Origin of the sequence: Brevibacillus brevis, from assembly GCF_022026395.1 — a bacterium.
Taxonomy (GTDB): Bacteria; Bacillota; Bacilli; order Brevibacillales; family Brevibacillaceae; genus Brevibacillus.
This window is the reverse complement of the sequence record NZ_CP041767.1, coordinates 4,129,943-4,152,852: the sequence shown is the minus strand read 5'-3', so window position 1 is coordinate 4,152,852 and position 22,910 is coordinate 4,129,943. Positions and strand designations below refer to the sequence as shown.

The 22,910-nt window shown below is 48.2% G+C and carries 24 protein-coding genes; 16 read left to right on the top strand and 8 right to left on the bottom strand.

All coding sequences use genetic code 11. The features are described from left to right. Positions 1–121: 121 nt before the first annotated feature. Genes FO446_RS19645 through FO446_RS19635 form a run of 3 tightly spaced genes read right to left on the bottom strand, consistent with a single transcriptional unit; the run spans position 122 to position 3,783 of the window. Positions 122–1,516, bottom strand: a complete 1,395-nt coding sequence (locus FO446_RS19645) for a hypothetical protein (protein WP_237898874.1) — start codon at positions 1,514–1,516, stop codon at positions 122–124. Next, the gene (locus FO446_RS19640) at positions 1,497–2,066 is read right to left on the bottom strand and encodes an RNA polymerase sigma factor (protein ID WP_007716978.1); all 570 of its coding nucleotides are present in this window, start codon (positions 2,064–2,066) and stop codon (positions 1,497–1,499) included. Before FO446_RS19640 ends, FO446_RS19645 begins: the two co-directional genes overlap by 20 nt. Positions 2,067–2,118: 52 nt before the next feature. Continuing rightward, positions 2,119–3,783, bottom strand: a complete 1,665-nt coding sequence (locus FO446_RS19635; protein ID WP_330873222.1) for a DNA repair helicase XPB — start codon at positions 3,781–3,783, stop codon at positions 2,119–2,121. Between the two features lie 141 nt (positions 3,784–3,924). On the opposite strand from FO446_RS19635, the gene FO446_RS19630 reads away from it, so the two are divergent. The 5 genes from FO446_RS19630 to FO446_RS19610 all read left to right on the top strand — a co-directional run bounded on the left by FO446_RS19630 (position 3,925) and on the right by FO446_RS19610 (position 9,283). Continuing rightward, positions 3,925–5,244 (top strand): hemolysin family protein, encoded by a 1,320-nt coding sequence (locus tag FO446_RS19630; RefSeq protein WP_221868824.1) that lies wholly within the window; start codon positions 3,925–3,927, stop codon positions 5,242–5,244. Positions 5,245–5,377: 133 nt separating this feature from the next. Then, positions 5,378–6,382: an ABC transporter substrate-binding protein gene (locus FO446_RS19625; RefSeq protein ID WP_173612292.1), complete on the top strand. Its 1,005-nt coding sequence runs from the start codon at positions 5,378–5,380 to the stop codon at positions 6,380–6,382. Positions 6,383–6,473: 91 nt separating this feature from the next. Then, complete coding sequence (locus FO446_RS19620; RefSeq protein WP_173612293.1) at positions 6,474–7,529, top strand: ABC transporter substrate-binding protein; 1,056 nt, start codon at positions 6,474–6,476, stop codon at positions 7,527–7,529. A 28-nt stretch (positions 7,530–7,557) separates the two neighbouring features. Further along, entirely contained in the window at positions 7,558–8,493 is a 936-nt protein-coding gene (locus tag FO446_RS19615; protein WP_173612294.1) for an ABC transporter permease, read from the top strand. Then, positions 8,486–9,283, top strand: a complete 798-nt coding sequence (locus tag FO446_RS19610) for an ABC transporter ATP-binding protein (RefSeq protein WP_173612295.1) — start codon at positions 8,486–8,488, stop codon at positions 9,281–9,283. The genes FO446_RS19615 and FO446_RS19610 overlap by 8 nt, the downstream gene beginning before the upstream one ends. 10 nt (positions 9,284–9,293) lie before the next feature. Here FO446_RS19610 and FO446_RS19605 read toward each other — a convergent pair whose 3' ends face one another. Beyond that, positions 9,294–10,517 (bottom strand): MDR family MFS transporter, encoded by a 1,224-nt coding sequence (locus FO446_RS19605; protein ID WP_237898871.1) that lies wholly within the window; start codon positions 10,515–10,517, stop codon positions 9,294–9,296. Positions 10,518–10,652: 135 nt separating this feature from the next. Between FO446_RS19605 and FO446_RS19600 the strand changes: the two genes are divergently transcribed. From FO446_RS19600 to FO446_RS19570, 7 genes are all read left to right on the top strand, one after another. Continuing rightward, on the top strand, positions 10,653–12,455 hold the full coding sequence (locus tag FO446_RS19600; RefSeq protein WP_237898869.1) for an SgrR family transcriptional regulator: 1,803 nt from the start codon (positions 10,653–10,655) through the stop codon (positions 12,453–12,455). 100 nt (positions 12,456–12,555) lie between these two features. Further along, on the top strand, positions 12,556–12,987 hold the full coding sequence (locus FO446_RS19595) for a tellurite resistance TerB family protein (protein WP_173612298.1): 432 nt from the start codon (positions 12,556–12,558) through the stop codon (positions 12,985–12,987). Positions 12,988–13,095: 108 nt separating this feature from the next. Next, positions 13,096–13,917: a 5'/3'-nucleotidase SurE gene (gene surE / locus FO446_RS19590; RefSeq protein WP_221868828.1), complete on the top strand. Its 822-nt coding sequence runs from the start codon at positions 13,096–13,098 to the stop codon at positions 13,915–13,917. A gap of 3 nt (positions 13,918–13,920) precedes the next feature. After that, positions 13,921–14,961 (top strand): hypothetical protein, encoded by a 1,041-nt coding sequence (locus FO446_RS19585; protein WP_173612300.1) that lies wholly within the window; start codon positions 13,921–13,923, stop codon positions 14,959–14,961. Between the two features lie 149 nt (positions 14,962–15,110). Then, positions 15,111–15,593: a hypothetical protein gene (locus tag FO446_RS19580; RefSeq protein WP_173612301.1), complete on the top strand. Its 483-nt coding sequence runs from the start codon at positions 15,111–15,113 to the stop codon at positions 15,591–15,593. Positions 15,594–15,657: 64 nt separating this feature from the next. Next, a complete protein-coding gene (thpR, locus tag FO446_RS19575; protein ID WP_232773774.1) occupies positions 15,658–16,254 on the top strand; it encodes an RNA 2',3'-cyclic phosphodiesterase in 597 nt (198 codons plus the stop codon). 49 nt (positions 16,255–16,303) lie between these two features. Continuing rightward, complete coding sequence (locus FO446_RS19570; RefSeq protein WP_173612303.1) at positions 16,304–16,972, top strand: hypothetical protein; 669 nt, start codon at positions 16,304–16,306, stop codon at positions 16,970–16,972. A gap of 66 nt (positions 16,973–17,038) precedes the next feature. Here FO446_RS19570 and FO446_RS19565 read toward each other — a convergent pair whose 3' ends face one another. Then, complete coding sequence (locus FO446_RS19565) at positions 17,039–17,518, bottom strand: chemotaxis protein CheW (RefSeq protein ID WP_173612304.1); 480 nt, start codon at positions 17,516–17,518, stop codon at positions 17,039–17,041. A 142-nt stretch (positions 17,519–17,660) separates the two neighbouring features. Then, positions 17,661–18,182 carry a hypothetical protein gene (locus FO446_RS19560; protein ID WP_015892281.1) on the bottom strand — a complete coding sequence of 174 codons (522 nt, stop codon included), beginning with the start codon at positions 18,180–18,182 and terminating at the stop codon, positions 17,661–17,663. Positions 18,183–18,268: 86 nt separating this feature from the next. Here FO446_RS19560 and FO446_RS19555 point away from each other — a divergent pair, with 86 nt between their 5' ends. Beyond that, positions 18,269–18,949 (top strand): TerC family protein, encoded by a 681-nt coding sequence (locus FO446_RS19555; protein ID WP_173612305.1) that lies wholly within the window; start codon positions 18,269–18,271, stop codon positions 18,947–18,949. Between the two features lie 41 nt (positions 18,950–18,990). Here the strand turns inward: FO446_RS19555 and FO446_RS19550 are convergent, their stop codons facing one another. Further along, positions 18,991–20,079, bottom strand: a complete 1,089-nt coding sequence (locus tag FO446_RS19550; RefSeq protein WP_173608349.1) for an HD-GYP domain-containing protein — start codon at positions 20,077–20,079, stop codon at positions 18,991–18,993. A gap of 154 nt (positions 20,080–20,233) precedes the next feature. Continuing rightward, entirely contained in the window at positions 20,234–20,851 is a 618-nt protein-coding gene (locus FO446_RS19545) for a MerR family transcriptional regulator (RefSeq protein WP_237898867.1), read from the bottom strand. 232 nt (positions 20,852–21,083) lie between these two features. On the opposite strand from FO446_RS19545, the gene FO446_RS19540 reads away from it, so the two are divergent. From FO446_RS19540 to fabI, 3 genes are all read left to right on the top strand, one after another. Next, positions 21,084–21,809, top strand: coding sequence for a ZIP family metal transporter (locus tag FO446_RS19540; protein ID WP_173608347.1), 726 nt, complete (start codon positions 21,084–21,086; stop codon positions 21,807–21,809). Between the two features lie 54 nt (positions 21,810–21,863). After that, a complete protein-coding gene (locus tag FO446_RS19535; protein ID WP_173608346.1) occupies positions 21,864–22,016 on the top strand; it encodes a hypothetical protein in 153 nt (50 codons plus the stop codon). Positions 22,017–22,112: 96 nt separating this feature from the next. Beyond that, positions 22,113–22,886 carry an enoyl-ACP reductase FabI gene (fabI, locus tag FO446_RS19530; protein ID WP_016742464.1) on the top strand — a complete coding sequence of 258 codons (774 nt, stop codon included), beginning with the start codon at positions 22,113–22,115 and terminating at the stop codon, positions 22,884–22,886. Positions 22,887–22,910 lie beyond the last annotated feature (24 nt).

Here is a 22,910-nt window from a genome sequence, read left to right as displayed (position 1 = left end):
TTAGCTCCTCAGAATTATCTTCCTTCAATATATCGTAAGTTGGATTGGATCAAAAGACAGAACAGAAAAAAGACACGATCCTGAAAATCAAGTCGTGTCTTTTCTAATCGTAGGGATCTTTTTACGGATTCCATGTGATATGTTTGGCAGCATCCATTAATTCATTTAAGGTGACACCATGTGCCGTCATGACTACATACAACGATTGGTTGTCGGATTGAGCGTTAAAATGAGCCGAGTGCTGGGCTGTTGATGCTTTTGAATCCGTTTGATCAAAAGAAACAGCAATAGCTTGCTCTCCGTTGACCGCGAACAACTGGGTAGCCGAGAAAGTACCTGGGATAGAGAGGCTGCGCTTGCCTTCAGTATTTCGCACAACATCTATGCGAATCCAGTCGTTGTTTCGCTTGTAATCTGAAGTTAAGCGAGTCACCTTCTGGCTGGTTTCGGATTCATATTGGACCGATACCGTACTCATCGAGAACCCATTCGGTGATTGCGACAGGGCTGGAACGGGCATATCTGATGCTTGTACAGCGGTGTTCAAATCTGTGAAGGAAGAGAGCGTAATGGGCTGCTTCGCTGCCGTTGGCAACGTTGGACCGACCAATGCGTTCTCAGTCGAACCGCCATCAGCTGTGTCTGGTTCCAATTGGGAAGCGATCCCAAATGTCGTAGGATTCTCAGCAGCAGCGCCATTGGCTTCCTTAGCGGCTATATGGTTACCCGTATTAGCTGACTCCGCTGGAACTTCTGATTTCGCTTTTGCCGCTTGATCAGCTGAGTTCCCCTGTAATCCGCGAGATGCCACGCTGTTCTGCCCGTCTTTATTGATCGTACGTGGCTCTGGTGTGGTTGCTTTTTCCTCAGGTTTCACCATTGCAATCGCATTGTTCGATTGGGCAGGTGAGGCAGGAGGTGTATCTTTTGCAGGCGCAGTCGGAGCGACCTGCGATTGTGTAGCCGCAGACTCTGGATTGCTTTCTGCTTTTTTCATCGTCGGACTATCAGCAGCTGCTGGTAGGGAAGCGATAGCAGGTGCTGGAGCTTGCGGTTCCGATTTTGATTCCGTTTCGTCGTATGCAATCGTGTTCCTGGTGTCTTTCATTCCGTTTTCTTGTATGGCAGCCATTTGAATATTACTTGGTGTCAGTTGTTGGTAACCGACGAAACCGACTGCGAGCAAGACTGCCGCTGCGCTAACCCAGGCGTATGAAGGGAAGCCTTTGGTCCAACGCTTGTTTGGCTTTGAAATCACTGTACTCGTTTGTTGTTCTGAAGATGCAGTAGCGGCGTGAGGGGGTACACCTTTTCCGGCGGTCTGGTAGATTGCTTGCATGATTCTGTCTTCCAGGTTCGCTTGAGGCAGTGGAACCTCCTTCAAGAACTGCACCTCCTCTTCTGTTGTCATTTGCGTTTCTATCCAAGCGATGCATTCGTCACAGGTTTCAATATGTGAGTATGAATCGCTATCTGTGTCATCTAGCCATGCTTTTCTAAATGCCTGGCAGTTCATGTACGAGCCCCCCTTCCTTGCGGGATAACAATTTTGCGAGTTCCTGACGAGCACGCAAGTAACGGACGCGAGCTGTAGATTCGGCGATGCCGAGGAGCGTAGCTATTTTTTCAAACGGATATTCGTGCGTACAGCGAAGGACGATCACTTCACGATAAGAATCTGACAGTAGAGCAAAGGCTTCCTGAATTTCTCGACGTTGCTCTTTTGTCATGAGCGATTCCTGAGGGGATTCGTCCCGTGTATTAGATGGCACATAGGCCAATTGTTCATCCGAGTCATGATACTTTCGGCGACGCAAGAAGTCGATGCTCTTATTTCGGGCAAGCGTATGTAACCAAGAAGAAAACTGGCTGTCCCCACGGAATGTGGACAATTTTTCATACGCTTTAACAAATACTTCTTGAGTGAGATCCTCTGCATCAGAGCGATTGTTTACCATTTTGTAAATGAAAACGTATATCATATGCTGATATCGCTGGATGAGGTCGCGATACGCTTCGATGTCGCCTTGAAGAATCCGCTGAATGATTTCGGCGTCGGATTGCATTGAATCTTTGGCCTCCCTTCCCTCTATGAGACGCTGGTTATTCGTAAACGTTTCAGACCAGCGTTTCGATTTCTATAATATCGTATGGATAGCCCTGTTCGACCAGAAAAAGCTGGCGATGGAGCGAAAATTCCTGTTCTCTCGTGTCTCGCGTTACCAATGTATAAAAATGGGCGGTGTTGTCGTCTGTTTTGGGCCTTAAGATACGTCCCAGGCGCTGTGCCTCTTCTTGTCTGGAACCATACGTCCCGGAAATTTGGATCGCGACGTTGGCGTCAGGCAAATCAACCGCAAAGTTGGCTACCTTGGATACGATCAGGCGTGTAATTTCCCCTTTTTTAAACTGCGTGTACAAAAGCTCGCGTTCTTTGTCCGGTACTTTTCCTGTAATGAGTGGCAGTTGAAGGGCCGTTGCCATTTGTTCAAGCTGATCGATATATTGCCCGATGATCAAAACGCGATCGTGGGCGTGCCTCTCCAATAGCTCGCGGACGACCTCCAGTTTTTTGGGATTTTCCGCTGCAATGCGAAACTTTTGACGAGCGGATGCATGTGCATAGGCCTCTCGCCACTTCGGCTCAAAGGGGAGTCGAATTTCTCGGCAATGCGCCTCTGCGATCCAGCCTTGCTCTTCCATGACTTTCCACGGAACCTCGTACTTTTTTGGACCGATTAGCGTGAAAACATCTTCTTCCCGCCCGTCTTCCCGAACGAGAGTAGCAGTCAGCCCAAGTCTGCGAGTGGCTTGAATCCCAGAAGTTACACGAAAGATGGGTGCGGGCAACAAATGCACCTCATCGTAAATAATAAGCCCCCAGTCGCGCTCTGAAAAGAGTTTCAGATGAGGAAAATCATCTTCGGCGGTGGGGCGGTATGTAAGAATTTGATAAGTTGCCACAGTTATTGGCTTGACTTCTTTGTTGTCACCAGTGTATTCCCCGACCATATTTGGATCAAGTCCTGTTTTGTCCAAGAGCTCAGCGATCCACTGGCGAACCGATGTCGTATTCGTGGTCAAAATGAGGGTGGCTGTTTGCAATTGGCAAATGGCACCAAGTCCAATGACTGTTTTTCCTGCACCACAGGGGAGGACGAGAACGCCGCTTCCCCCGGTCACAGCGCCTCCGGAATAGAAGGCATCGACAGCTTCTTTTTGATAAGAACGCAAAGAGAATGCTTTGCCTCGAGATGTCGTTTCCCGCAAGCTGACTGCACAGGATTCGCCTTCTGTATAGCCCGCCAAATCTTGTACAGGAAACCCGAGCTTGATCAGCTCTTGTTTGATCAACCCGCGCGCATAGCTTTTGATGACAAATTCACTCTCAAAAAGAACAGCGATTGATTGATAACTAGTCACCTCTGCTAAAAGAAGCGGGTCTTCACTCATTAATACGAGTTGATCACCAATGCGTTCCAAACGAAACAAGCCGTATTTTCGCATCGTATCTTCAATTTCTTTGACAATGGTTGGCGGGACACCGTATTTGCTGTAGTTGCCAAGCACGTCTGTTACCTCTTGTGATGTGAGACCGGATGCAGCCGCATTCCAAAGCGATAAAGGGGTAATCCGATAGGTATGGATGTATTCTGGGTTCTTGATTAGCTCAGTAAAACCGCTGATAGCTTGTCTGGCCTCGGAAAATAAAGGATGTTGCGTTTCCAACAATATCGTCCGATCGCTTTGAACGATCAAGGGCAGGTCTGGACGGTAGGACAATAGACTCACCTCGTTACAAAAGGCATAGGAATCAGCACTATGGTATCACAATCTCAAAAAGAAAGAAAAACGAACAGGTAACATTTTGGCTACGATGGGAAACAATATCCCAAAGCATGGATGGAAAGGATGGAGGGGAGCATGGCAATTTGGGGAAGCTTGTTTAATTTGATCTTGGTCATGATCCTCGTACTCCTGAACGGGTTCTTTGTTGCGACTGAATTCGCGATCGTAAAAGTAAGGGAGTCGCGCATTGCACAGCTCGCAGCGGAAGGAAACAAGCGCGCTGTCGACGTCGAGAGGGTCCTGCACAATTTGGATGCCTACCTCTCTGCGTGCCAACTTGGCATTACGCTTGCTTCATTAGGACTCGGTTGGCTAGGAGAGCCTGCTGTTGCGCATCTTCTGCATCCCGTTTTTCGATACTTCCATTTAAATGAAACGGTTGTTACCAGTATTTCCTTTATTATTGCTTTTTCGGTGATTACGTTTTTGCATATTGTACTGGGGGAACTGGCTCCGAAGACATTGGCTATTCAATACTCCGAAAAGGTGGTACTGGCAGTAGCGAAGCCGATCCAACTCTTTTACAAAATCATGTATCCCTTTATTCAAATGCTGAACTGGTCCGCGAGCCATTTTCTTGGGCTTTTTCATATATCTTTGGAGCCGCATCAGGAAGCACATACAGAAGAAGAGATACGCATTCTTGTCAATGAAAGTCATAAAAGCGGCTTGATTGATCAAACCGAGCTGATGCTGGTTGACAATATTTTTGATTTCTCGGAGACGATGGCAAGAGAAATCATGGTTCCGCGTACGGATATGGTTGTCCTGAACCTGCGCGATCCTTTTGACGAGAACGTGAAGCATGTCCAAAACGGACGTTTTACCCGTTATCCAGTAGTGGATGGTGACAAAGATCATGTTGTGGGGAGTTTGCACATCAAGGATATGCTGACAGGGCTTCTGGAAGGAGAGAGTCATGATCTTCAGACCTTCATGCGTCCGATTTTGACGGTACCGGAGACGATTTCGATCAGCCGATTGTTAACCATGCTGCAAAAACAACGAGGTCAAATGGCAATTATCATTGACGAGTATGGGGGCACTGCGGGCCTGGTGACCCTGGAAGATATAATGGAAGAAATTGTTGGTGACATTCAGGACGAGTTTGACGATGAACGCCCAGAGGTAGAACGAAGCGACGGCATGCTGTCATTGGACGGGCGTATGTTATTGGAAGAAGTGGGCGATTATCTGGACATCGAATTGGAGTCGAGCGATGTAGATACACTTGCTGGCTGGATTTACATGCAGATCGACCATCCGCCGCGCGTGGGAGATCGGGTAAAAGAGGGAAAGTACGAATTTGTCGTGGGAGAGGTCGACCATTACAGAATCACCAGGGTATATGTAAAGAAAGTCGGCAAAGCAGAGGAAGAAATCGGTTCCACGTAAGTGAGGAAAGGGGGCTTCTCAATGCGTAATATAATTGCTATAATGGGACACAAGTTGCATAGATGGCAATGAGCCTAATTACTTAGGGTGATTAGGAGCAGCGAAAGAGCAGAGACTAGAGGAGGAAGTACAGATGAGACGAGCAGTCAGTATGGTACTGACCGCATTGCTGGCGTTTTCTTTGGCAGCATGTGGTAACGAAACAGGTGGGAAAACAGAGACAGCGGCAACGACAGGCCAAGGGCAAACAGTGAAGCTGGGGCTGACGCAATTCGTGGAGCACCCTGCGCTGGATGCTATTCATAAAGGAATTTTGGATGGTCTGAAGGACGCTGGCTACGAAGAGGGCAAGAACTTGGAGGTAGACTCCCAGAACGCCCATGGTGACATGAACAATACAGTCTCGATCGCACAGAAGTATGCCGGAGATAAGAAGGATATTGTCGTAGCGATTGCGACGCCATCCGCTCAGGCTGCAGCCAAGGCGATTGCTGACAAACCTGTTATTTTCAGTTCCGTAACAGACCCGATCTCGGCTCAACTGGTTGGCAGTCTGGAAAAACCAGACAAAAACGTGACCGGGACGTCCGATAAAGTATCGATGGAACAACAATTGAAGCTGGTGAAAACCTTCCTGCCTGAGCTGAAAAAGCTGGGCGTGATCTATACGACTTCCGAAATTAACTCAGAGGTACAGGTCAAAGAATTGGAAGACGCAGCGCAAAAAGAAGGCGTAGAAATCATCAAGGCAGGCATTTCGCAGTTATCCGAAGTGCAGCTTGCAGCTCAAAGTCTTGCTAGTAAAGCAGATGCCATTATTATCCCAATTGACAACACCGTCGTATCTTCTTTTGAAGCGGTACTGGGAGCAGCAGAGGAAAACAAAATTCCTGTATTTGCTTCTGATACCGATACAGTGAAACGTGGAGCGGTTGCTACTTACGGGATTGATTACTACCAAATCGGTAAACAAACAGGCGATATGGCTGCCCGTATCTTAAAAGGGCAGACGGTTGCTGATACTCCTGTAGAGATTTCGAAACAAGCTGATTTGTATATTAATGAAACAGCTGCTGCAAAGTTTGGGCTCACTATTTCTGAGGCACTCAAACAACAGGCGAAAGAAATCATCAAGTAAAAAGAGAGCGTCATGCTCTCTTTTTATTCTTTTAAAACCGTTTTATCCATGTTAAACTGTAAAAAAAAATTCACGAGGGGGAATTCACTAAATGTTCAAACAAAAGAAGAGTATTAAAATTTTTCAGAGTTTTTTATTTCCTTTATTGCTTTTGTCTGTTACCGCTTGTGGACAGCAAAGCACTACCCCTGCAAACAATTCTACACCCGCTCCTGCTACCACGACGGCGCCTGCTCCGTCTACTGAAACCAAGCAGTTGACAATTGGGATTGCCCAATTCGTTGAACACCCTGCTTTGGATGCAGCGAGAGAGGGCTTTATCAGCCAACTGGCTAAAAATGGTTACGAAAAAGACAAGCAAGTAAAAATCGATGTGCAATCCGCTCAAGCGAGCATGGATACAGCCATTCAGATTGCCCAAAAATTCGAGGCTGACAAAGTAGATTTGGTGTTGGCCATTGCGACTCCAACGGCACAGGCTGCTGCACAAACCAGCAAAGAGATTCCGATCCTGTTTACTGCGGTAACAGACCCGGTAGAAGCTGGTCTGGTAGCAGCGATGGACAAGCCGGGAGCAAACGTAACTGGTACATCGGATATGAATCCAGTTGAAGAGCAATTGAAGCTGATCAAAGAAATGAAAGCTGATGCGAAATCTGTTGGAATCATTTATAGTTCTGGCGAAGTCAACTCCAAAGTACAGGTAGATGCGGCAAAAGCAGTAGCCGGCAAGCTTGGTTTAGAGATTAAAGAAGCGGCGATTACGAGCGCGACAGAAGTGAAGCAAGCAGCTGAGTCCATGGTCGGCAAAGTAGATGCTTTCTACGTACCGACTGACAACATGGTCGTCTCTTCGATTGCAGCTGTTATCGGTGTCGCTGAAGCACAAAAAATTCCGGTCATCGCTGGTGAAGAAAACTCTGTGAAGAGCGGAGCGATTGCCACTTACGGGATCGACTACACAAAGCTGGGCGAGCAAACAGCTGATATGGCAACAAAAATCCTGAAGGGTGAAGCGAAGCCGGCTGATATGGCTGTTGAAGTGCAAGCAGACATGAAGCTCGTATTGAACAAGAAAGCGGCGGAAAAAATGGGTGTGACGATTCCGCAAGCCATGCTCGACCGTGCTGGACAAGTGATCGAGTAATAAATGCAGTAATTGGAGGATTTCTTCTATGAATCAACTGGCAATAATGGGAGCCATTGAGCAAGGTTTATTATTTGGTATCTTGGCTCTCGGTGTATATCTGACCTTCCGAGTCCTAAACGTTCCTGACTTGACCGTAGATGGTAGTTTTGCCTTGGGAGGCGCAATCGCAGCCAAATTCATTATCGATGGTACCAATCCGTTTTTGGCCACCCTGCTGGCTTTCATCGTAGGTGGTTTGGCAGGAGCTTTTACGGGCGTCTTGCATACCAAAGGAAAGATTAACGCACTTTTGGCGGGGATCTTGACGATGATTGCCTTGTACTCGATCAATTTGCGTGTCATGGGAAAAGCGAATTTGCCTCTTTTGCGGGAAGATACCTTGTTCACTTATGTGAAGGATATGGGCATTCCGAACCTGGCCGTAGGTGGAGTTACCTTGCTGACAGGTGTAGCAATCGTCTTTATCGTAGGTGTTCTGGTGTTGAAGCTCATCATTGACTGGTTCCTTCATACGGATATGGGTCTGGATTTGCGTGCGACAGGTGACAATTCGAAGATGATCCGCAGCTTTGGGGTAAACACGGATTCGACAACGATTATCGGTTTGGCTCTCTCCAATGGCTTGGTAGCGTTAGCTGGTGCGTGGGTAGCCCAATACCAAGGCTTTGCGGATGTAGGAATGGGGATCGGGATGATCGTCATCGGTCTCGCTTCCGTTATTGTCGGGGAAGTATTGTTTGGCAGCTCTTCGATTTTCCGAGTGACGCTTGCTGTCATTCTCGGCTCGATTGTGTACCGCTTGGTCATTGCCCTTGCTCTGGATGCAGGACTCAATCCTTCTGACATGAAGCTGATTACTGCCCTGATTGTTATCATCGCCCTGACAGTACCTACTGTGGCAAAAGGCATCTGGAAAAAGCAAGCGGTACGCTCGGCAAGGGGAGGAAGCAGCGATGCTTAAAATTACAAACGTCAACAAAGTATTCAACGCAGGAACTGTGAATGAAAAGATCGCGCTTCGAAACGTCAATCTGCACGTTAAGAAGGGAGAGTTCATCACCGTTATTGGTAGTAATGGTGCCGGTAAATCGACGATGATGAACATGATCTCTGGTGGACTGACGCCAGATAACGGAAGCATTACGATTGACGGCAAAGATGTCACCCGCTTGGCAGAGCACCAACGCGCAGGTCTGATCGGCCGTGTGTTTCAGGACCCGATGGCAGGTACAGCGCCGAACATGACGATTGAGGAAAATTTGGCAATCGCATTGGGGCGGGGAAAACGTCGTACACTTGGATTTGGGGTGAATAACCAGAAGCGAGAGCTGTTCCGTGAGCAGCTCAAGCAGCTGGATCAGGGGCTGGAGAACCGTTTGAAGACCAAAGTTGGTTTTCTCTCAGGGGGACAGCGCCAAGCACTGAGCCTGTTGATGGCTACCTTCACGGAGCCAAAGATTTTGCTTCTCGATGAGCATACAGCAGCGCTTGACCCGAAACGGGCGCAGTTGATTGTAGATTTAACGGAAAAAATCGTGGAACGCCATAAACTGACGACAATTATGGTCACGCATAATATGGAACAAGCGTTGAACATGGGGAATCGCCTGTTGATGCTCCACGATGGGGGAATCATCCTCGACATTCCGGATGAGAAAAAACGGACGATGAAACCGCAGGATCTGCTTCGCGCATTCGAAACAGCCCGCGGTGGAGAAAGCTTCAGTGAAGATCGCTTCTTATTAACCTAATCGGATCGAATCAGCCTTCCTGTTCAAACGGGGAGGCTTTTTCGTTTGTGGAAAGATACACGTACATGAATCCAGCACCGATCAAGAGAATGCCTGCGGCAATGGTGAAAAGGATCGTGCCGCCATAATGCAGCAAGACAAGGCTACCCAAGTACGGTCCGCACGTACGGGAAATGTCCCAGTGCGTTCCCGTAATCGCAAAGTACCGCCCGCGCATCGTAACAGGTGATATCCGGGTGACGAAGGCCATTAACTGAGTCAGACCAATACTTTCTCCGATGACGAGCAACACTTGCAAGGCGAGAAGGACAGGCACGTTGTCGATGAAGGCATAGCCCAAGGATACGATGAGAAAACAAATGTACGAGCCGCTAATCAACAGGCGAGCCGGCAAGTGCTGGGTCCATTTGACGAGCAAGTACTCGAACAGGAGCAGCAGGCCCCCTTTTACCGCAATGAGCAAAGCGAGAGTTTGCAAATAGTCTGGCAGCGTGTATTTGAGATGTAGCTGGAGATTTGTCTCGGTTTGGGCGTAAAACAGACTGATTGGCAAAGACAGCAGCATGATGGCAAGGGCTGGTCGATAAGCATGCCAGGAGCTGCGTGAACGTACGTCTGCTGCTTCCACAACGGGAGCTTCTGGCAGCGGAGTTTGCGGGATTTTCCACCAAACGGCAAGAGCATAGATTAATAGTGAGATCGCAGTAAACAAAAATGCCATAGCAGGATCGTACTTATAAATGATGACACCGACTAAAGGTCCCAATGCGGCCCCGATACTACTGGAAGTATTGAGAAGAGCAAAGGCAGCGGCCATATGTGCAGCGGAAATCGTATCAGCAAGATGCGCACGGCTGACAGGGATAAACAGCGAGCGGCCAGTGCCGTTGATGATATACAGGATCGCAAAGCCCAGCATAGAGTCTGCCCAAGCCATTCCCAACATGGCGAAGCCTTGCAGGAACAAGGCGAGTAGCATGATTGATTTTCGGCGATAGCGGTCCGTGATGCCACCAGCAAATAGCGTCAGCAAAATCTCGGAGAAGGGCTGCAAACCAATGACGAGCATGGTCATGGTGACAGAGCCGCCGATGTTCTCGCTCAAGTACAATACGAGAAACGGGGCGATCATGGCGCTGGATAGTGAAGTGAGCGTTTCGCCGAATAGACGGACCCAGAGGAGTGTCGGATACACAGCAAAGAATCGACTGAGAGCATGCGGAATGTGTGGCATAAGAAAAATCCTTTCTTTCGGCTTTTTCCGGTTAGTTGGTGTTTTTAGAATTGTAAGGTGGCAAAGACCGGAGAAAAAGCGTACGATTAGGCGAATAGCTTTTTCATGTTTTATGGGCGAATTGGTGGTGGCAAGATGCAACTCGTTGAACAATACATCCGTTTATGTGCGGGGCGGCCTGATGAAACGATAGGGCGCCCGCATGACATATCGTTAGCTGAAGTTGCTTCGGTTTTATTTTGTACGTTGCGGAATGCGACACTGACTTTGAAAAAAATGCAAAGCCATGGATGGGTAATCTGGCAGCCGGGGAGAGGGCGAGGAAACCGATCTGTTTTGACATGCTTGCTCGCGCCCGAAGACCTGATCATGAGCGTAGCCAAAGAACTCGTGCAAAAAGGAGAGATTCGTGCTGCACGGGAGATGATCGACGAATATGGGGTAAATTTGCAAGCTTTGGGTGAAAATTTTTCACGATGGATGAATAGTCAGTTTGGGCATCGTGTGAAGCGGGAAAAGGGAAGTAAGGGCAGAGTCGATACCTTGCGTTTGTTTTACAGTCGACCATTCGCAGGGCTTGATCCGATTCATATTCTCCTGCGCTCCGAGTCACATATGGTCAAGCAGCTATTTGATTGTCTGGTCCAGTTTGATCCAGTCACGAGACGGATTGAACCCGCTATCGCTTTTTATTGGGAGGCTAGTGAGGAAGGAAAGCAGTGGACTTTTTACTTGCGGAAAGGTGTCTTATTCCATCATGGCCGACCACTTGTTGCCGATGATGTGCGCTTTTCTTTACTTCGTTTGATGGAGCATTCCTATAAACATCGCTGGCTAGCCGCTTCCATCGAATCGATTACCGTCAAAGATGACTACGTATTGACGATTTCTTTGTATATGCCGGATGAATTGTTTTTACAGGCACTAAGCAAGGAATATATGGCAATAGTCCCCTGTGATTACGTTCAGGAGATGGGGGAGCAATTTGCGCAAATGCCAGTAGGAACGGGGCCGTTTCGTGTAGTCCGCAACGATGATTCCATGCTCGTGCTGGAAGCGTTCACGCCTTATTTTGGGGGAAGGCCGTTCTTGGACCGAATCGAAATCTGGTGCGTACCTGGAATGGCAGTAGAAGCGCATGCAGATGAAAGCACGCTATCCGTAACGGCTTTGGATGAACATTGCGATAGGAGCTTTCTGGCATGGAGTGACGTTGGGAGATTGGAAGATTGTTTTCAATACGTCAGCTTGAACGGAGCAAAAAATGGTCCGCTGTCAGATCGCGAATTTCGGAGTCTCATGGTCGCTATCGTTTGTGGACAAGCTTTGAGACAAGAGCTACAGGGAACGAGGGAGCATGCAGTCATCTGGGGTAAAACCGATTCGTTCCAAGAAAAAAGAGAAGTGCCGGATTCACAGGAGTTGGCTCGTATTTTCAAAGAGAGCGGGTATCAGGGAGAGGCGCTGTCACTCTATACGTATCCAGACTCCGATCATATAGAAGATGCCCGGTGGATTCAGAAAACGTGCAAGGAATACGGAATTGCCATAGAGATCAGGTATGCATCCCCGGAGGAGCTTGCCTCGCCTTCGTTATTGCAAGAGGCCGATTTAGTTGTGGATAGTGCGAATGTAGATGAAAGGGCCGAGCTGTCGTTACGAGAATTTCTACACGCTGGTGCGTTGAGTATTTCTCATCATTTAGATCCGCGTGGAAAGGAAGAGATTGCGTATTGGATGAGTCGCATGTCGTGCGCCCGAACAGAACAAGACCGACAAGCTTGCGTAGAGAGCATCATGCATGCGCTTGCGGCTTGCAGTACGTTTGTCCCGCTATATTCGAATCGGGTAGAAATGCTTGCTCATCCACGGTTATCTGGTGTAAGTCTGGATGCCTATGGCTGGATTGATTTCAGGGGCATTTTTGTTAGGGAATAGCATAAATTTGTCACATAATCATGTGAAACCGCTTTCGTTTTTCATCGTATTATCATATGTAGATATTTATTATGCTCATAAAGTTCTTTGAGGAGGAGCTATGCCGGTGTATACCAAAATCGAAAAGGACAAACACATTTTGTTTGCGTCCATTCGCTTGATGATCTGCGTCGGGCACGCCGACGGTTATATAGGAAATAAAGAAATGGATCGTATTCATGAAATCGTGAATTCGGAGCATTTTACATTGAAAGAACGACAAATTTTGATGGATGATATGGACTATCCGAAGCGTCCGGAGGTCATCGTGGAAGACCTGGTAGCCATGACCCAGGCTGAAAAGCTCGTTATGATGCGCAAGCTCTACCACATGGCATTGATCGATCGGAAGCTATCCCCGTCGGAGACAAAAGAGATTGCCCGCATCGCTTGCCTGATCGGAATCTCGGAGGAAAAGCAGCGTCAAGTAGAAGAGTGGATTCGCGAAGGGATTGTTTGGCGCGAACGATGGAAAGATATTGTAGAAGAATAGCCAGGGCCCCAATATGATTGGGGTCCTTTCGTTTTTGGGGGAAGCGTGGCGCAGCCTCGTTTTCTACAGTACAATAAGAAAAATAACGTCTCAGCAAGTGGCAACGCTATGGTTAAAGGAGGAGACCCTATTTTGCGGATCTTGGTTACGAATGATGATGGCATCGATGCTCTTGGTATCAAGCGGTTAGTAGAAGCTTTGCTCACTTTGGAGGGAGCGGAAGTCTATATAGTAGCACCGGTTGAAGAGAAAAGCGGGGTCGGACACGGAATCACTTATCGGAGTGCACTCTCGCCTGAACAGCGTGATTTTTACGGAATGCCGGTGAAAGCGTGGGCGGTCAATGGTAACCCTGCTGACTGTGTAAAAGCTGCTTACCATCTCTTGTTTGAACATGGGAAAAAGCCGGATATCGTATTCTCGGGGATTAACGTCGGGACCAATCTCGGACGTGATATTTATTACTCCGGTACGTGCAGCGGTGCCAGGGAGGCGGTAATCTTGGGTGTTCCTGGTGTTGCCCTTTCCTATGATAACTGGTTCGATCAAGACAACTACGGCGATGTAGTGGAGATGATTCGTCCGCTCGTAAAAGAATTCAGCGATCTTGCGGTCAAAGGGGAACTGGCGTCAGAGGTATTCTGGAATATCAATATCCCGCATGTGCCGCTGGCTGAGGTGAAAGGAATGGTTCCGGCCACCTTGTCCATGAACCACTATGAAGACAAATATAGCGAAGAAGCAGAAGGCTATTATTTGGCACGCGAGTATCCTCAAGTCATGCCACTGGCGGAGCCGCTGGACTATGATTTGCTCAAGCACGGTTATATTGCGATCACCCCTGTCCACATTGACGCGACAGATCGGACTCTCTTAAAACAAATGGACAATTGGGCATTGCTAAAAGACTGGGGAAAACAGGAGGAATAACGCATGAACGACGATTTTTTTCCTCCGCTAACCCCCGATGACACCCTGTGCTCTCTAGACGAGTCAACGCAGGGAGAGGTACTCGACCCCGTGGTTTATCACGATTTGTACAAGCTGGCAGAAGAAGAGGGTCTTCCTTACTTTGTCCGTCTTAGTGGCACTGGCGTAGTGGAGCTGTATTTGGTGTTCGAATCGGTGGATGCTTTCAGTGAGCAGACGAGAGATGCCGTTTCGCTCGAATTCAAGACGTATCAAAATAAACTGCTCGCGGTCATTTGGACACTTTCGGACCCGCTGAATCCGCTTGGTTTTCCCTTGACGTTCGACATAGCGCGTGCTGATGAGCGAAGCATGGCCTTGAGAATGATCGAGCAGCCGTATACTTCTTTACACTACTTGGCTTACGCGGATCGTAAACTTACCCATATCTATTCCGAGTCGGTTTCTTTTTCCCCAGCGGAAGTGGCTCGGACACGTGAGATGATTCAGGCGCTCTATGAGGGGACTCCCGATACACTCCCGGAAGAGGTGCAGGTGCGTGAGGAAGAGACTGAAAGCATCTCGGCGATGAGCTTGCCTGCATCCGTTTTTACGGAATCGGGGATGGCCTTCATATTGCGTTACAAGCACATGAGAGATGTCCATGGTGAAGAAGGGGCCCAGCATTTATTGATGAGTACTGTGCAGCAAGCAATATGGGTCATGCGCAGGCACGCCCGCAGCGAAGTCCGGGATACGTCCTTTACCGTATGGGCTGCGGAAGAGGGCGATTACGCAATGATCGTGCTGACGCCTAGTCTCTCGCATTTATTCGAGGTTGTTCACATGTCAGAGGATGAAGCGAATCCGTTCTCGCGCTTTTTGATGACCTTGCCGGAGTACGTGCAGACACAGGACGCTTCTCCCTTGCAGGTGGGCGCCTATCCACTGCTGCGTTATGAGAGCGGTCGCCTCTATCATTTGGAGCTGGATGAAGAGGTACAGGAGCATCTCGCGCAGGTGTTTTCGAAAGCGTTTCCAGGGATGCCTGTCCCTTACCTGTAATTGTTGTGAGATTGTGAAAAAAGACTCTCCCTGGAATTTTTTCGTCTTCGATGAAATATGGGTAAATAAGTCATTTTTCAACAAAGGATACGACAAGCGGGAATTCGAATTAGGTAAGACAGACATTCCATTGGGGAGAGGTGACGACGATGTACGCTGTTGAACCCAATTTGTTCCAGGCTGTTTCTGAATGCGCCCACCGTTTTCAAGGGGAGGTTGAGCAACTGGCACAACGTCATGCACTTACGATCGAAGGAGGGCTTCCTGCCTTGGAGCTGCAAGTACATCCGCAGTTTCAGGCTTTGCTCGAGTACAATCTGTGGGGAGAAGCCGGTTTAGTTGTTATCCATGGGAAATTACATAAGCGTGATCACGTTTGGACAGATTCGTTTTCTGTCATGATGAAGTTTTCCTTGACGTATGATCCGAGTATCGATATCGAAGGAAAGAAGCAGCGCATTGAAGAGTTTTTATACGGGGAAGGAGAGTACTTCTGGAATATCCCTCCCGCTGGCCATGTCGGTCATAGTGAACTGACCCTGCGCTTTACTTACCAGCCTGGAACGAACCGTCTTGCGGAATATGTCAGGAGTGTTTTGGGAATCGTAACCGGAAAGATGATGGCTGCCTAAAGCGGCATGAAAGACAAATGGCTCTCCGTCACAGGAGGGCTATTTTTTTCGAAGGAGGACAGAAATGCGTTTATTCATAGCATTGGATATTCCCGCTGAGGCTGCCGCTTATATTGCCGATGTTCAAAAACGGTTGAAGCAAGATGTGTCTGCGGACAGGTGGCAGTCCCTCGCTAATTTGCATCTGACTCTGCATTTTCTTGGTGAAGTAGATGAGTTACTCGTTCCCGCTATCAGCGAGGATATGGATATCGTCAGCGCGATCATCCAGCCATTTACCCTGGGTGTTGGCAGCTTTGGGGTTTTTCCGAATGCCCTGCATCCACGTGTGCTTTGGCTGGGACTGCGCGGCCAACTTTCTCCTCTCAAACAGCTGCATTTATTGTTGGGCAGACGGTTTGAGTTGCACGAAGGCTTGTCCTACGATCGGAAGAGGTATCGGCCACATATTACGCTGGCACGTGGTCCGCATCGCAGTGGGGATGAGCTTGCCCTCCTGGATTGGAATGAACGTTATTTAGCGCAGGAGCCGCCACAATGGAAGGCAAGGCATTTCCATTTGTATTATTCCGAGCTGTTGCGGGAGGGCGCGGTACATACGATTATCCACACGAGCACGTTTGATAAAGATCACAGCAAAAAACAAGCGTTGCCTGAATAGACTAAGAAGAAAGGATCAGGGAAGCCTTCCAGAAAGCGGTGGAAAACGGATGGGTGAGTTCACGACCGGCATTCTTTATCCACGCAAATACGAACCGAAAGTACTGATTGCCTTATCCAAGACAGAGCAGCCATACTTCCACAGAAACGTCAACAGCGACTGGAATGCATTTTTCCTGCAGGATGAGTGGCTGGAAACCTCCACGACGCTTGATTTTTTGCTGAGACTGTCCAAGCAATTCGTTCCCCTCCTCTGGTTTCATGACGCTGAGGACAACGGCTGGGGCTTTCGCTTGTTCGATGCAGGCTTCGAGGTTGCGTCAGCGACAATCAGCTACTCGCTCGATGTGGAAATGGCGGAAGCCGAGTTTGGCAGGCTTTATCCAGAAATTGACCTGCAGGAAGGAATTGTAGACAGCGAGGACGTTCGGCAAAAGTATGAAGACATACTGGAGAGGGTAGTGCGTTCGGAGTTGTATCGGCGAGAAGTAGGTAAAGGGATCACACGTATCAAGCCGCAGTCGTTTAGTCGGATCGTGGGTCCGAAGCAGATTCAGCAGTTACGTTCCCTTTTTGATTTGCAGTTGTTGACGAACGTCGATGACGACACAGGGGCTTCACTGTTGTACGACTCGGTTGACCTGTTCAAAGAAATTTTGGGAATCGAAGAGATGGTGTGGGTGAACTTTGCATATTTAGCTAGCGGAGGCAGAGAGTAGGATAGAACGAATAAAAAGAGCAAAAAGCCCAGTGCATCATCTGCGCACTGGGCTTTACACTGCCACTTACTTCTTTTTCCACTGTCCAAAAATTTCATCCACATCAAGCAGCATGATCAGCTTGTCGTTCATTCGGGCAATGCCTTGCAAATACTTGCCCTCTACACCAGCGATAATGGGTGGTGCAGGCTCGATCATGCTCTGCGGAATATTCATGACCTCAGAGACCGCATCCACGATAATTCCAATGTTCAAACCATCCATCTGCAAGTCAACAAAACGAGTATCATCTGTTTCTTCCATAGGTTCCAAATCAAACATTTTCCGCAAGTTGATGATCGGCAAGATCCGCCCACGCAGATCAATGACTCCTTCGACATAAAGTGGAGATTTTGGAAAACGTGTAATGGGCAGCGGCTTGATGATCTCACGTACGAGCGAAATCGACAGTCCGTAATATTCATTCCCCATTTTAAACAAAATCTGTTGTTCAACAGCAGCTTCTGCTTCCCAATCCGAACCGTTGCTTCTTTTCGTCATTTCCATGTGCATAATTCCTCCCCGAACCGCTTTCCATGTCTTTACCCATATTGTACCATGGACAAACCTACTCAGAACGTTTTTTTGTGGTAAGGCAAAGACTTAAAACAGACCGACAAGCATCAGGCTCGTCGGTCTGTCTTCTTGATTATGGTTCACGAAGGTCGTTCAAAGAGATTCCTTGCTCGAGCGCGAAATCAAAATCATCCACATCGTAAAATTGAACGGGCACGATATATTCCAATATCCGATCCTGATAATCAGGCTGGTCTGTGAGAAGCGGGGCCTCGAATTTCATGGCTGTCAACAATAGCTGTGTCTCTACGGGATCAAATATCTCCCCCCACATGGCGTTGTCCTCTACTTTTACGACCGTCAGGGTCACGCCGTTCGGAAAAGAAAAGGGAACCTTGGACCATGGGGCGATCAGTCCTTTTTCCATTCGTTTGCGGTTGAATGGATCGGCAAAAAATTGGCTCATTTCTTTCATAATCCGTCGGACATACTGATCATCAGCAGAGTAGGGCATGATAGGTTCAGGACTCTGGATAAATTCGTCCAATTCATAGATTGTCGACGCGGGTATCAGATATTCTACTGGTTGCGATGGGACCATCAACTCCCCGTAGATAGCCAACATGATCGCTTCTATAACGAATTGTTTCGACATTTCGACAACCCTCCTCGTTACCATCATACAAAAAATCAGGGGCACCGTACAAGGGTGGCGAGTAGGGCTCAAAAAGTTCAGGGAGGGTGCATCCTTTGTTTGAATCTGCTTTTTTTTCGTCGCTGCTACTCATCATTACCATTAACCTCGTATTAAGTGGAGATAATGCCGTGGTCATTGCCATCGCTTGCCGGAAGCTCCCTGTCGAACAACGAAAACAAGCCATTTTGTGGGGAACGTTTCTTGCTATCATCGTACGCGTAATCGCTACGATTCTTGCTGTTTATTTGCTGAAAATCCCGTATTTGTACCTGATTGGCGGAATCATTCTGCTATGGATCAGCTACAACCTGTTGCGCGAGGACGAGCGAGAGGAAGCAATCAACTCGAGTGAAGACTTGATCCAAGCGGTCAAGACGATTGTTGTGGCAGATGTGATGATGGGACTGGACAATGTACTCGCTATTGCAGGGGCAGCGCAAGGCGACGTCGTCCTCATCGTGCTGGGCCTCTTGATCAGTGTGCCTCTCATGGTTTTTGGTAGCCAGCTCATTTTAAAGGCAATGGAGCGCTTTGTATGGCTTGTTTATATTGGTTCAGGTGTCCTGGCAGTGACGGCGGCGAATATGATTCTCATGGAAAATACGATGCGTGAGTGGGTCGCAGGGATGAGTTGGCTCGAATATGTGATCAAAATTGGGTTGGTCGCTCTCGTTTTAGTTGCGGGGTATTTGCAACGTACGAAAACAACCCGTACCCACGCATGAAAAAACTGAGATGAATAATGAATCTCAGCTTTGTCGTGAGCCTATAAGGTTTTGACGATCGTTACGCTCATCCATTCTTTATCGTAGAGATCGATTTCATAGGTGGTGGCTACTTCAGATCCATCTTCATTGGTTAAAATACGGATCGTGGGCCGATTCACTGCCAATGGATTCACTTTGGAAACGACCCCGGTATGCCCTGTACTCAGCAATACAGTAGAGGCAATTGGATAAATCGCGACGTGCTGCAGGAATAGCTTGAGCAAGTCGAGGTCGAAATAGGTGTTTCCTGTAGCGAACAAGTACTCGGTAGCATCACTCGGCGAGTAGCTTTTCCGAAATGGACGCGGGGAAACCAAGGCATCGTAAACATCCGCGATTGCGACGATGCGTGCATACTCGTGAATATTTTTCTCGCAGAGCTGACGAGGATATCCTGTTCCATTGTATCTCTCGTGGTGTTGCAGCGCACAGTGTGCGGAGACGACCGAGATATTATGTTGATTCCGCAAAATATGGAAGCCTTCTTCGGTGTGGTATTGGACACGTTGGCGTTCTTCGGGGCTTAACTCGGTACGCATGGTCCAGAGCTCCTTAGGAACCTGTGTCATGCCGATGTCGAACAAAAGAGCACCAATGCCCAATTCCATCATCTGCTGCTGGTTGTAGCCTTTGGCCATCCCTACCACACCAGACAGAACAGCGACATTGACAGCGTGGTGAAAAAGGTAACCATCCAAAACGTGAAGACTGGACAAGTTGACCAAGATGTCCTTGCGACTGCTCAAGTCTTGAAAGATTTCCCGAAAAACCTTTTGAAAACTGCTCCCGAAATCAGGTGCGGACGTACGGCGCTTGATCTGCGGCTGGTCCATGAGGGTGGTCATCGTTTTGTACACGGCATCCACGGCTTCTTTACGCGTCTCATCGCGGATTACATCTTCCGGCATGATATCTTCAGTATGCTTGTCTTGAATGTAAAGGGTATCAATTCCCAATTGAACAAGGCGTTCAATGTAACGGGGAGTTAGTTGTACCCCGATCCCCAGCAGAACGTTCCCATTTTCTTGGAACACGCTCTTGGCAATGACATCGCCCGGCTTTACCGAAGTAATATGCAATTTTCTCACAACGAAAGCCCCAGTCCTTTTTTGGTGGAATGTAAATAGTCCTGATTTTCAGTCAGTTCATATAGTACCATTTTATCACAATAGAACATGGGGAGACTACCGCTGTCGAGGTTCTTCTTCTAATTGTCATTTTTTTCCGTATGAAAAAACACGATTATTGCTCGGCTGCGCGATCTGAACGTGTAAACCAGCGGAATGGATTGAGTGACCAGCGAGGCTCGTAGCGGGCATAGCGCTCCTTGCGACGAGTCAGGCGTTGTTGCATAAGATCGAGTTCAAAAGTGACACGGCGCATTTCTAAGCGGAGGGACTCTTGCATTTCTTCAATGTCCGCAATCTTTTGCAGAATGGTCGATTGCATATGATTCATAGCGGAGAGCTGAGTGAGCTCCTGCTGAAATTGGACAAGTGTCTCGTGGACGGTCATTTCCACTTCTCGCATGCCCGTTCCCAGCTTGTTTGAGGCGCTGAGCGTAACGGCAGTTTCTTCCGCACCTGCGAGTTCTTCTTCCATGAGCATTTCCTCGGAGAGGCGTCCTTCTTCTATCAGTTGGCGCTGAATATCTTTTAACGAGCTGTTGCCGTTGTCTTTTCTTTCCTTTACTTCCTTGAGCAGTTCAAAGCCTGCTTCGCTGATCAAATAGTGACCCTGCGGATTTTTCAGACGTTCCTGAGCTGGTACGAACAAGTCCAGCCAGTTACGCAGTGTACGAACATGCACATCAAGGCGATCAGCTACCTCTTTTGAAGCCATCCAAACTTGTACATCCATCCCGAATCACTCCTTTTTTTCCTCTCGGTATTCCCGGTGGACTCATTATAGCACCAAAATTTTCCGGGTAAGAGAGAATCGACAAAGGTTCTAAAAACTAGTGATCTTTCGTCCGATTCGGACAGCTCGTCGTATTTTGTCAAATGTGGTTGCATGCTCATAATGACCGGGACAGGCGCGTAATATGGAAGGAGTAAGCATGTTTTTGCTCGTTGGGTGAGGAGAGGACCGGATGATGCAATCTGTTTTCTGGATTGTCCTTTTGACTGCTGCCTTGGCGAGCAGTATCGGGGGACTGCTGTTGTGCCTGCGTGCCTGGTCATCCGAGGCATTGTTTGCGATGATCAGTGCAGGGGCTGGGCTGCTGCTGGCGATTACGCTGCTAGATTTGATGCCACACGTCTTTTCTGACAAGAGCTTGTGGCTGATGCCATTTGTGCTCGTTGGCTTTGTGACACTTTTTGCCTTGGAATTAATCAGCAAGTCCAGCGGAGAGTTTGGCTCCACGGGAATGATTGGGGTCATGACGGGATTTTTATTACATGCATTTGTCGAAGGCGTCTCATTAGTCGCGAGCTTGCGGATGGATTCAGAAGTTGGTGTATCCGTGTTGGTAGCGATGCTGCTGCACAAAATTCCCGATGGTGTAACCATAGCCTCACTTTTGCTAGCGGCGACCAACTCGAGAAAGAAAGCATTTTGGGGGGCGACATCCCTCGGGATCGCGACGATTGCAGGAGCTCTCAGCTTTGGTTTTGCTGAGCGAATGTTTCCACCGAATTGGTCTGGCATTATGCTGGCCATGACGACGGGTATTTTTTTATATGTATCCGCTAGCCATCTCGTCCCTTATATCGGACAAACCAAAAAGGCACAGTACGGGGTTTATTTTGTTGGCGCGATGGCCGTGTATCTGATTTTGTCAGCTTTTTTACACGCGAATCACTTGCATGCATAAAAGGTCCCATTCCTAGCCAGTCTAGTCTGAAGGAAGGGAGTGTGGACTGACAGTATGAACCATCAAGAGCAAATGCAAACAGAAGATCACTTGCAGTTACTGACTGAATTCCCGGTCATGGGGACATCCTTGAATCCATTGCAGGAATCGTGGGCTTCCTCTGAAGCTCTATCAGCGCTAACTGATCAGGCTGGAAGTACCGATTAAATGTTTTTACACTGCCTCTCTCGTTTATTCACTCGTATCCGTGGACAAGATCGGTTATAATGCAGGGGAATAAGTTGGGAAAGGGGCAGATACATAATGAATACATTGTTGCAAGGAAAGAACATCGTCATCATGGGCGTAGCAAACCACCGCAGCATTGCCTGGGGAATTGCGCAATCCTTACATAACGCTGGAGCAAATCTGATTTTTACGTACCAAGGGGAGCGTCTGCGTGAAAACGTGGCGGCACTTACGGAAAAATTGGGAGTAGAGTCGTTGTTGGTAAACTGCGATGTCACGAAGGATGAGGATGTCGAAGCGGCATTTGCTGTGATCAAAGAAAAAGTGGGCGTAATTCATGGCCTGGCGCATTGCATCGCGTTTGCGAAAACGGAAGAGCTCGAAGGCGAGTATGTTAACACCTCCCGCGAAGGATACGCATTGGCACAAGACATTAGCGCATTCTCTCTGGTAGCAGTTGCTCGTGCTGCTCGTCCGTTGATGACAGAGGGCGGAAGCATCGTGACTTTGACTTACCTTGGCGGTGAGCGCGTGATTCAAAACTACAACGTAATGGGTGTAGCCAAAGCTGCGCTTGATGCATCTGTTCGTTACTTGGCAAACGACCTGGGCAAAGAGAACATTCGTATCAATGCGATCTCCGCTGGTCCTATCCGTACGCTTGCTGCAAAAGGAATCCGCAATTTCAACTCCGTACTGAAAGAAATTGAGGAAAAAGCGCCATTGCGCCGCACGATTGACCAATCGGAAGTAGGCGACACCGCTCTCTTCTTGTTCAGCAATCTCTCCCGGGGAATCACGGGTGAAATTCTGCACGTCGATGCTGGCTACAGCATTATGGGCGGCTAACCAGAAGTCAATTTCCCGAAAAAG

What these genes read in the sequence shown, in the direction of transcription:
- FO446_RS19600 (WP_237898869.1), top strand. Translation starts at nt 10,653, where the DNA reads ATGCAACTCGTTGAACAATACATCCGTTTATGTGCGGGGCGGCCTGAT.
- FO446_RS19625 (WP_173612292.1), top strand. Translation starts at nt 5,378, where the DNA reads ATGAGACGAGCAGTCAGTATGGTACTGACCGCATTGCTGGCGTTTTCT.
- FO446_RS19595 (WP_173612298.1), top strand. Translation starts at nt 12,556, where the DNA reads ATGCCGGTGTATACCAAAATCGAAAAGGACAAACACATTTTGTTTGCG.
- FO446_RS19620 (WP_173612293.1), top strand. Translation starts at nt 6,474, where the DNA reads ATGTTCAAACAAAAGAAGAGTATTAAAATTTTTCAGAGTTTTTTATTT.
- fabI (WP_016742464.1), top strand. Translation starts at nt 22,113, where the DNA reads ATGAATACATTGTTGCAAGGAAAGAACATCGTCATCATGGGCGTAGCA.
- FO446_RS19535 (WP_173608346.1), top strand. Translation starts at nt 21,864, where the DNA reads ATGAACCATCAAGAGCAAATGCAAACAGAAGATCACTTGCAGTTACTG.
- FO446_RS19610 (WP_173612295.1), top strand. Translation starts at nt 8,486, where the DNA reads ATGCTTAAAATTACAAACGTCAACAAAGTATTCAACGCAGGAACTGTG.
- FO446_RS19615 (WP_173612294.1), top strand. Translation starts at nt 7,558, where the DNA reads ATGAATCAACTGGCAATAATGGGAGCCATTGAGCAAGGTTTATTATTT.
- FO446_RS19640 (WP_007716978.1), bottom strand. Translation starts at nt 2,066, where the DNA reads ATGCAATCCGACGCCGAAATCATTCAGCGGATTCTTCAAGGCGACATC.
- FO446_RS19560 (WP_015892281.1), bottom strand. Translation starts at nt 18,182, where the DNA reads ATGTCGAAACAATTCGTTATAGAAGCGATCATGTTGGCTATCTACGGG.
- FO446_RS19645 (WP_237898874.1), bottom strand. Translation starts at nt 1,516, where the DNA reads ATGAACTGCCAGGCATTTAGAAAAGCATGGCTAGATGACACAGATAGC.
- FO446_RS19585 (WP_173612300.1), top strand. Translation starts at nt 13,921, where the DNA reads ATGAACGACGATTTTTTTCCTCCGCTAACCCCCGATGACACCCTGTGC.
- FO446_RS19580 (WP_173612301.1), top strand. Translation starts at nt 15,111, where the DNA reads ATGTACGCTGTTGAACCCAATTTGTTCCAGGCTGTTTCTGAATGCGCC.
- thpR (WP_232773774.1), top strand. Translation starts at nt 15,658, where the DNA reads ATGCGTTTATTCATAGCATTGGATATTCCCGCTGAGGCTGCCGCTTAT.
- FO446_RS19545 (WP_237898867.1), bottom strand. Translation starts at nt 20,851, where the DNA reads ATGGATGTACAAGTTTGGATGGCTTCAAAAGAGGTAGCTGATCGCCTT.
- FO446_RS19540 (WP_173608347.1), top strand. Translation starts at nt 21,084, where the DNA reads ATGATGCAATCTGTTTTCTGGATTGTCCTTTTGACTGCTGCCTTGGCG.
- FO446_RS19565 (WP_173612304.1), bottom strand. Translation starts at nt 17,518, where the DNA reads ATGGAAATGACGAAAAGAAGCAACGGTTCGGATTGGGAAGCAGAAGCT.
- FO446_RS19630 (WP_221868824.1), top strand. Translation starts at nt 3,925, where the DNA reads ATGGCAATTTGGGGAAGCTTGTTTAATTTGATCTTGGTCATGATCCTC.
- FO446_RS19570 (WP_173612303.1), top strand. Translation starts at nt 16,304, where the DNA reads ATGGGTGAGTTCACGACCGGCATTCTTTATCCACGCAAATACGAACCG.
- FO446_RS19605 (WP_237898871.1), bottom strand. Translation starts at nt 10,517, where the DNA reads ATGCCACACATTCCGCATGCTCTCAGTCGATTCTTTGCTGTGTATCCG.
- surE (WP_221868828.1), top strand. Translation starts at nt 13,096, where the DNA reads ATGGTTAAAGGAGGAGACCCTATTTTGCGGATCTTGGTTACGAATGAT.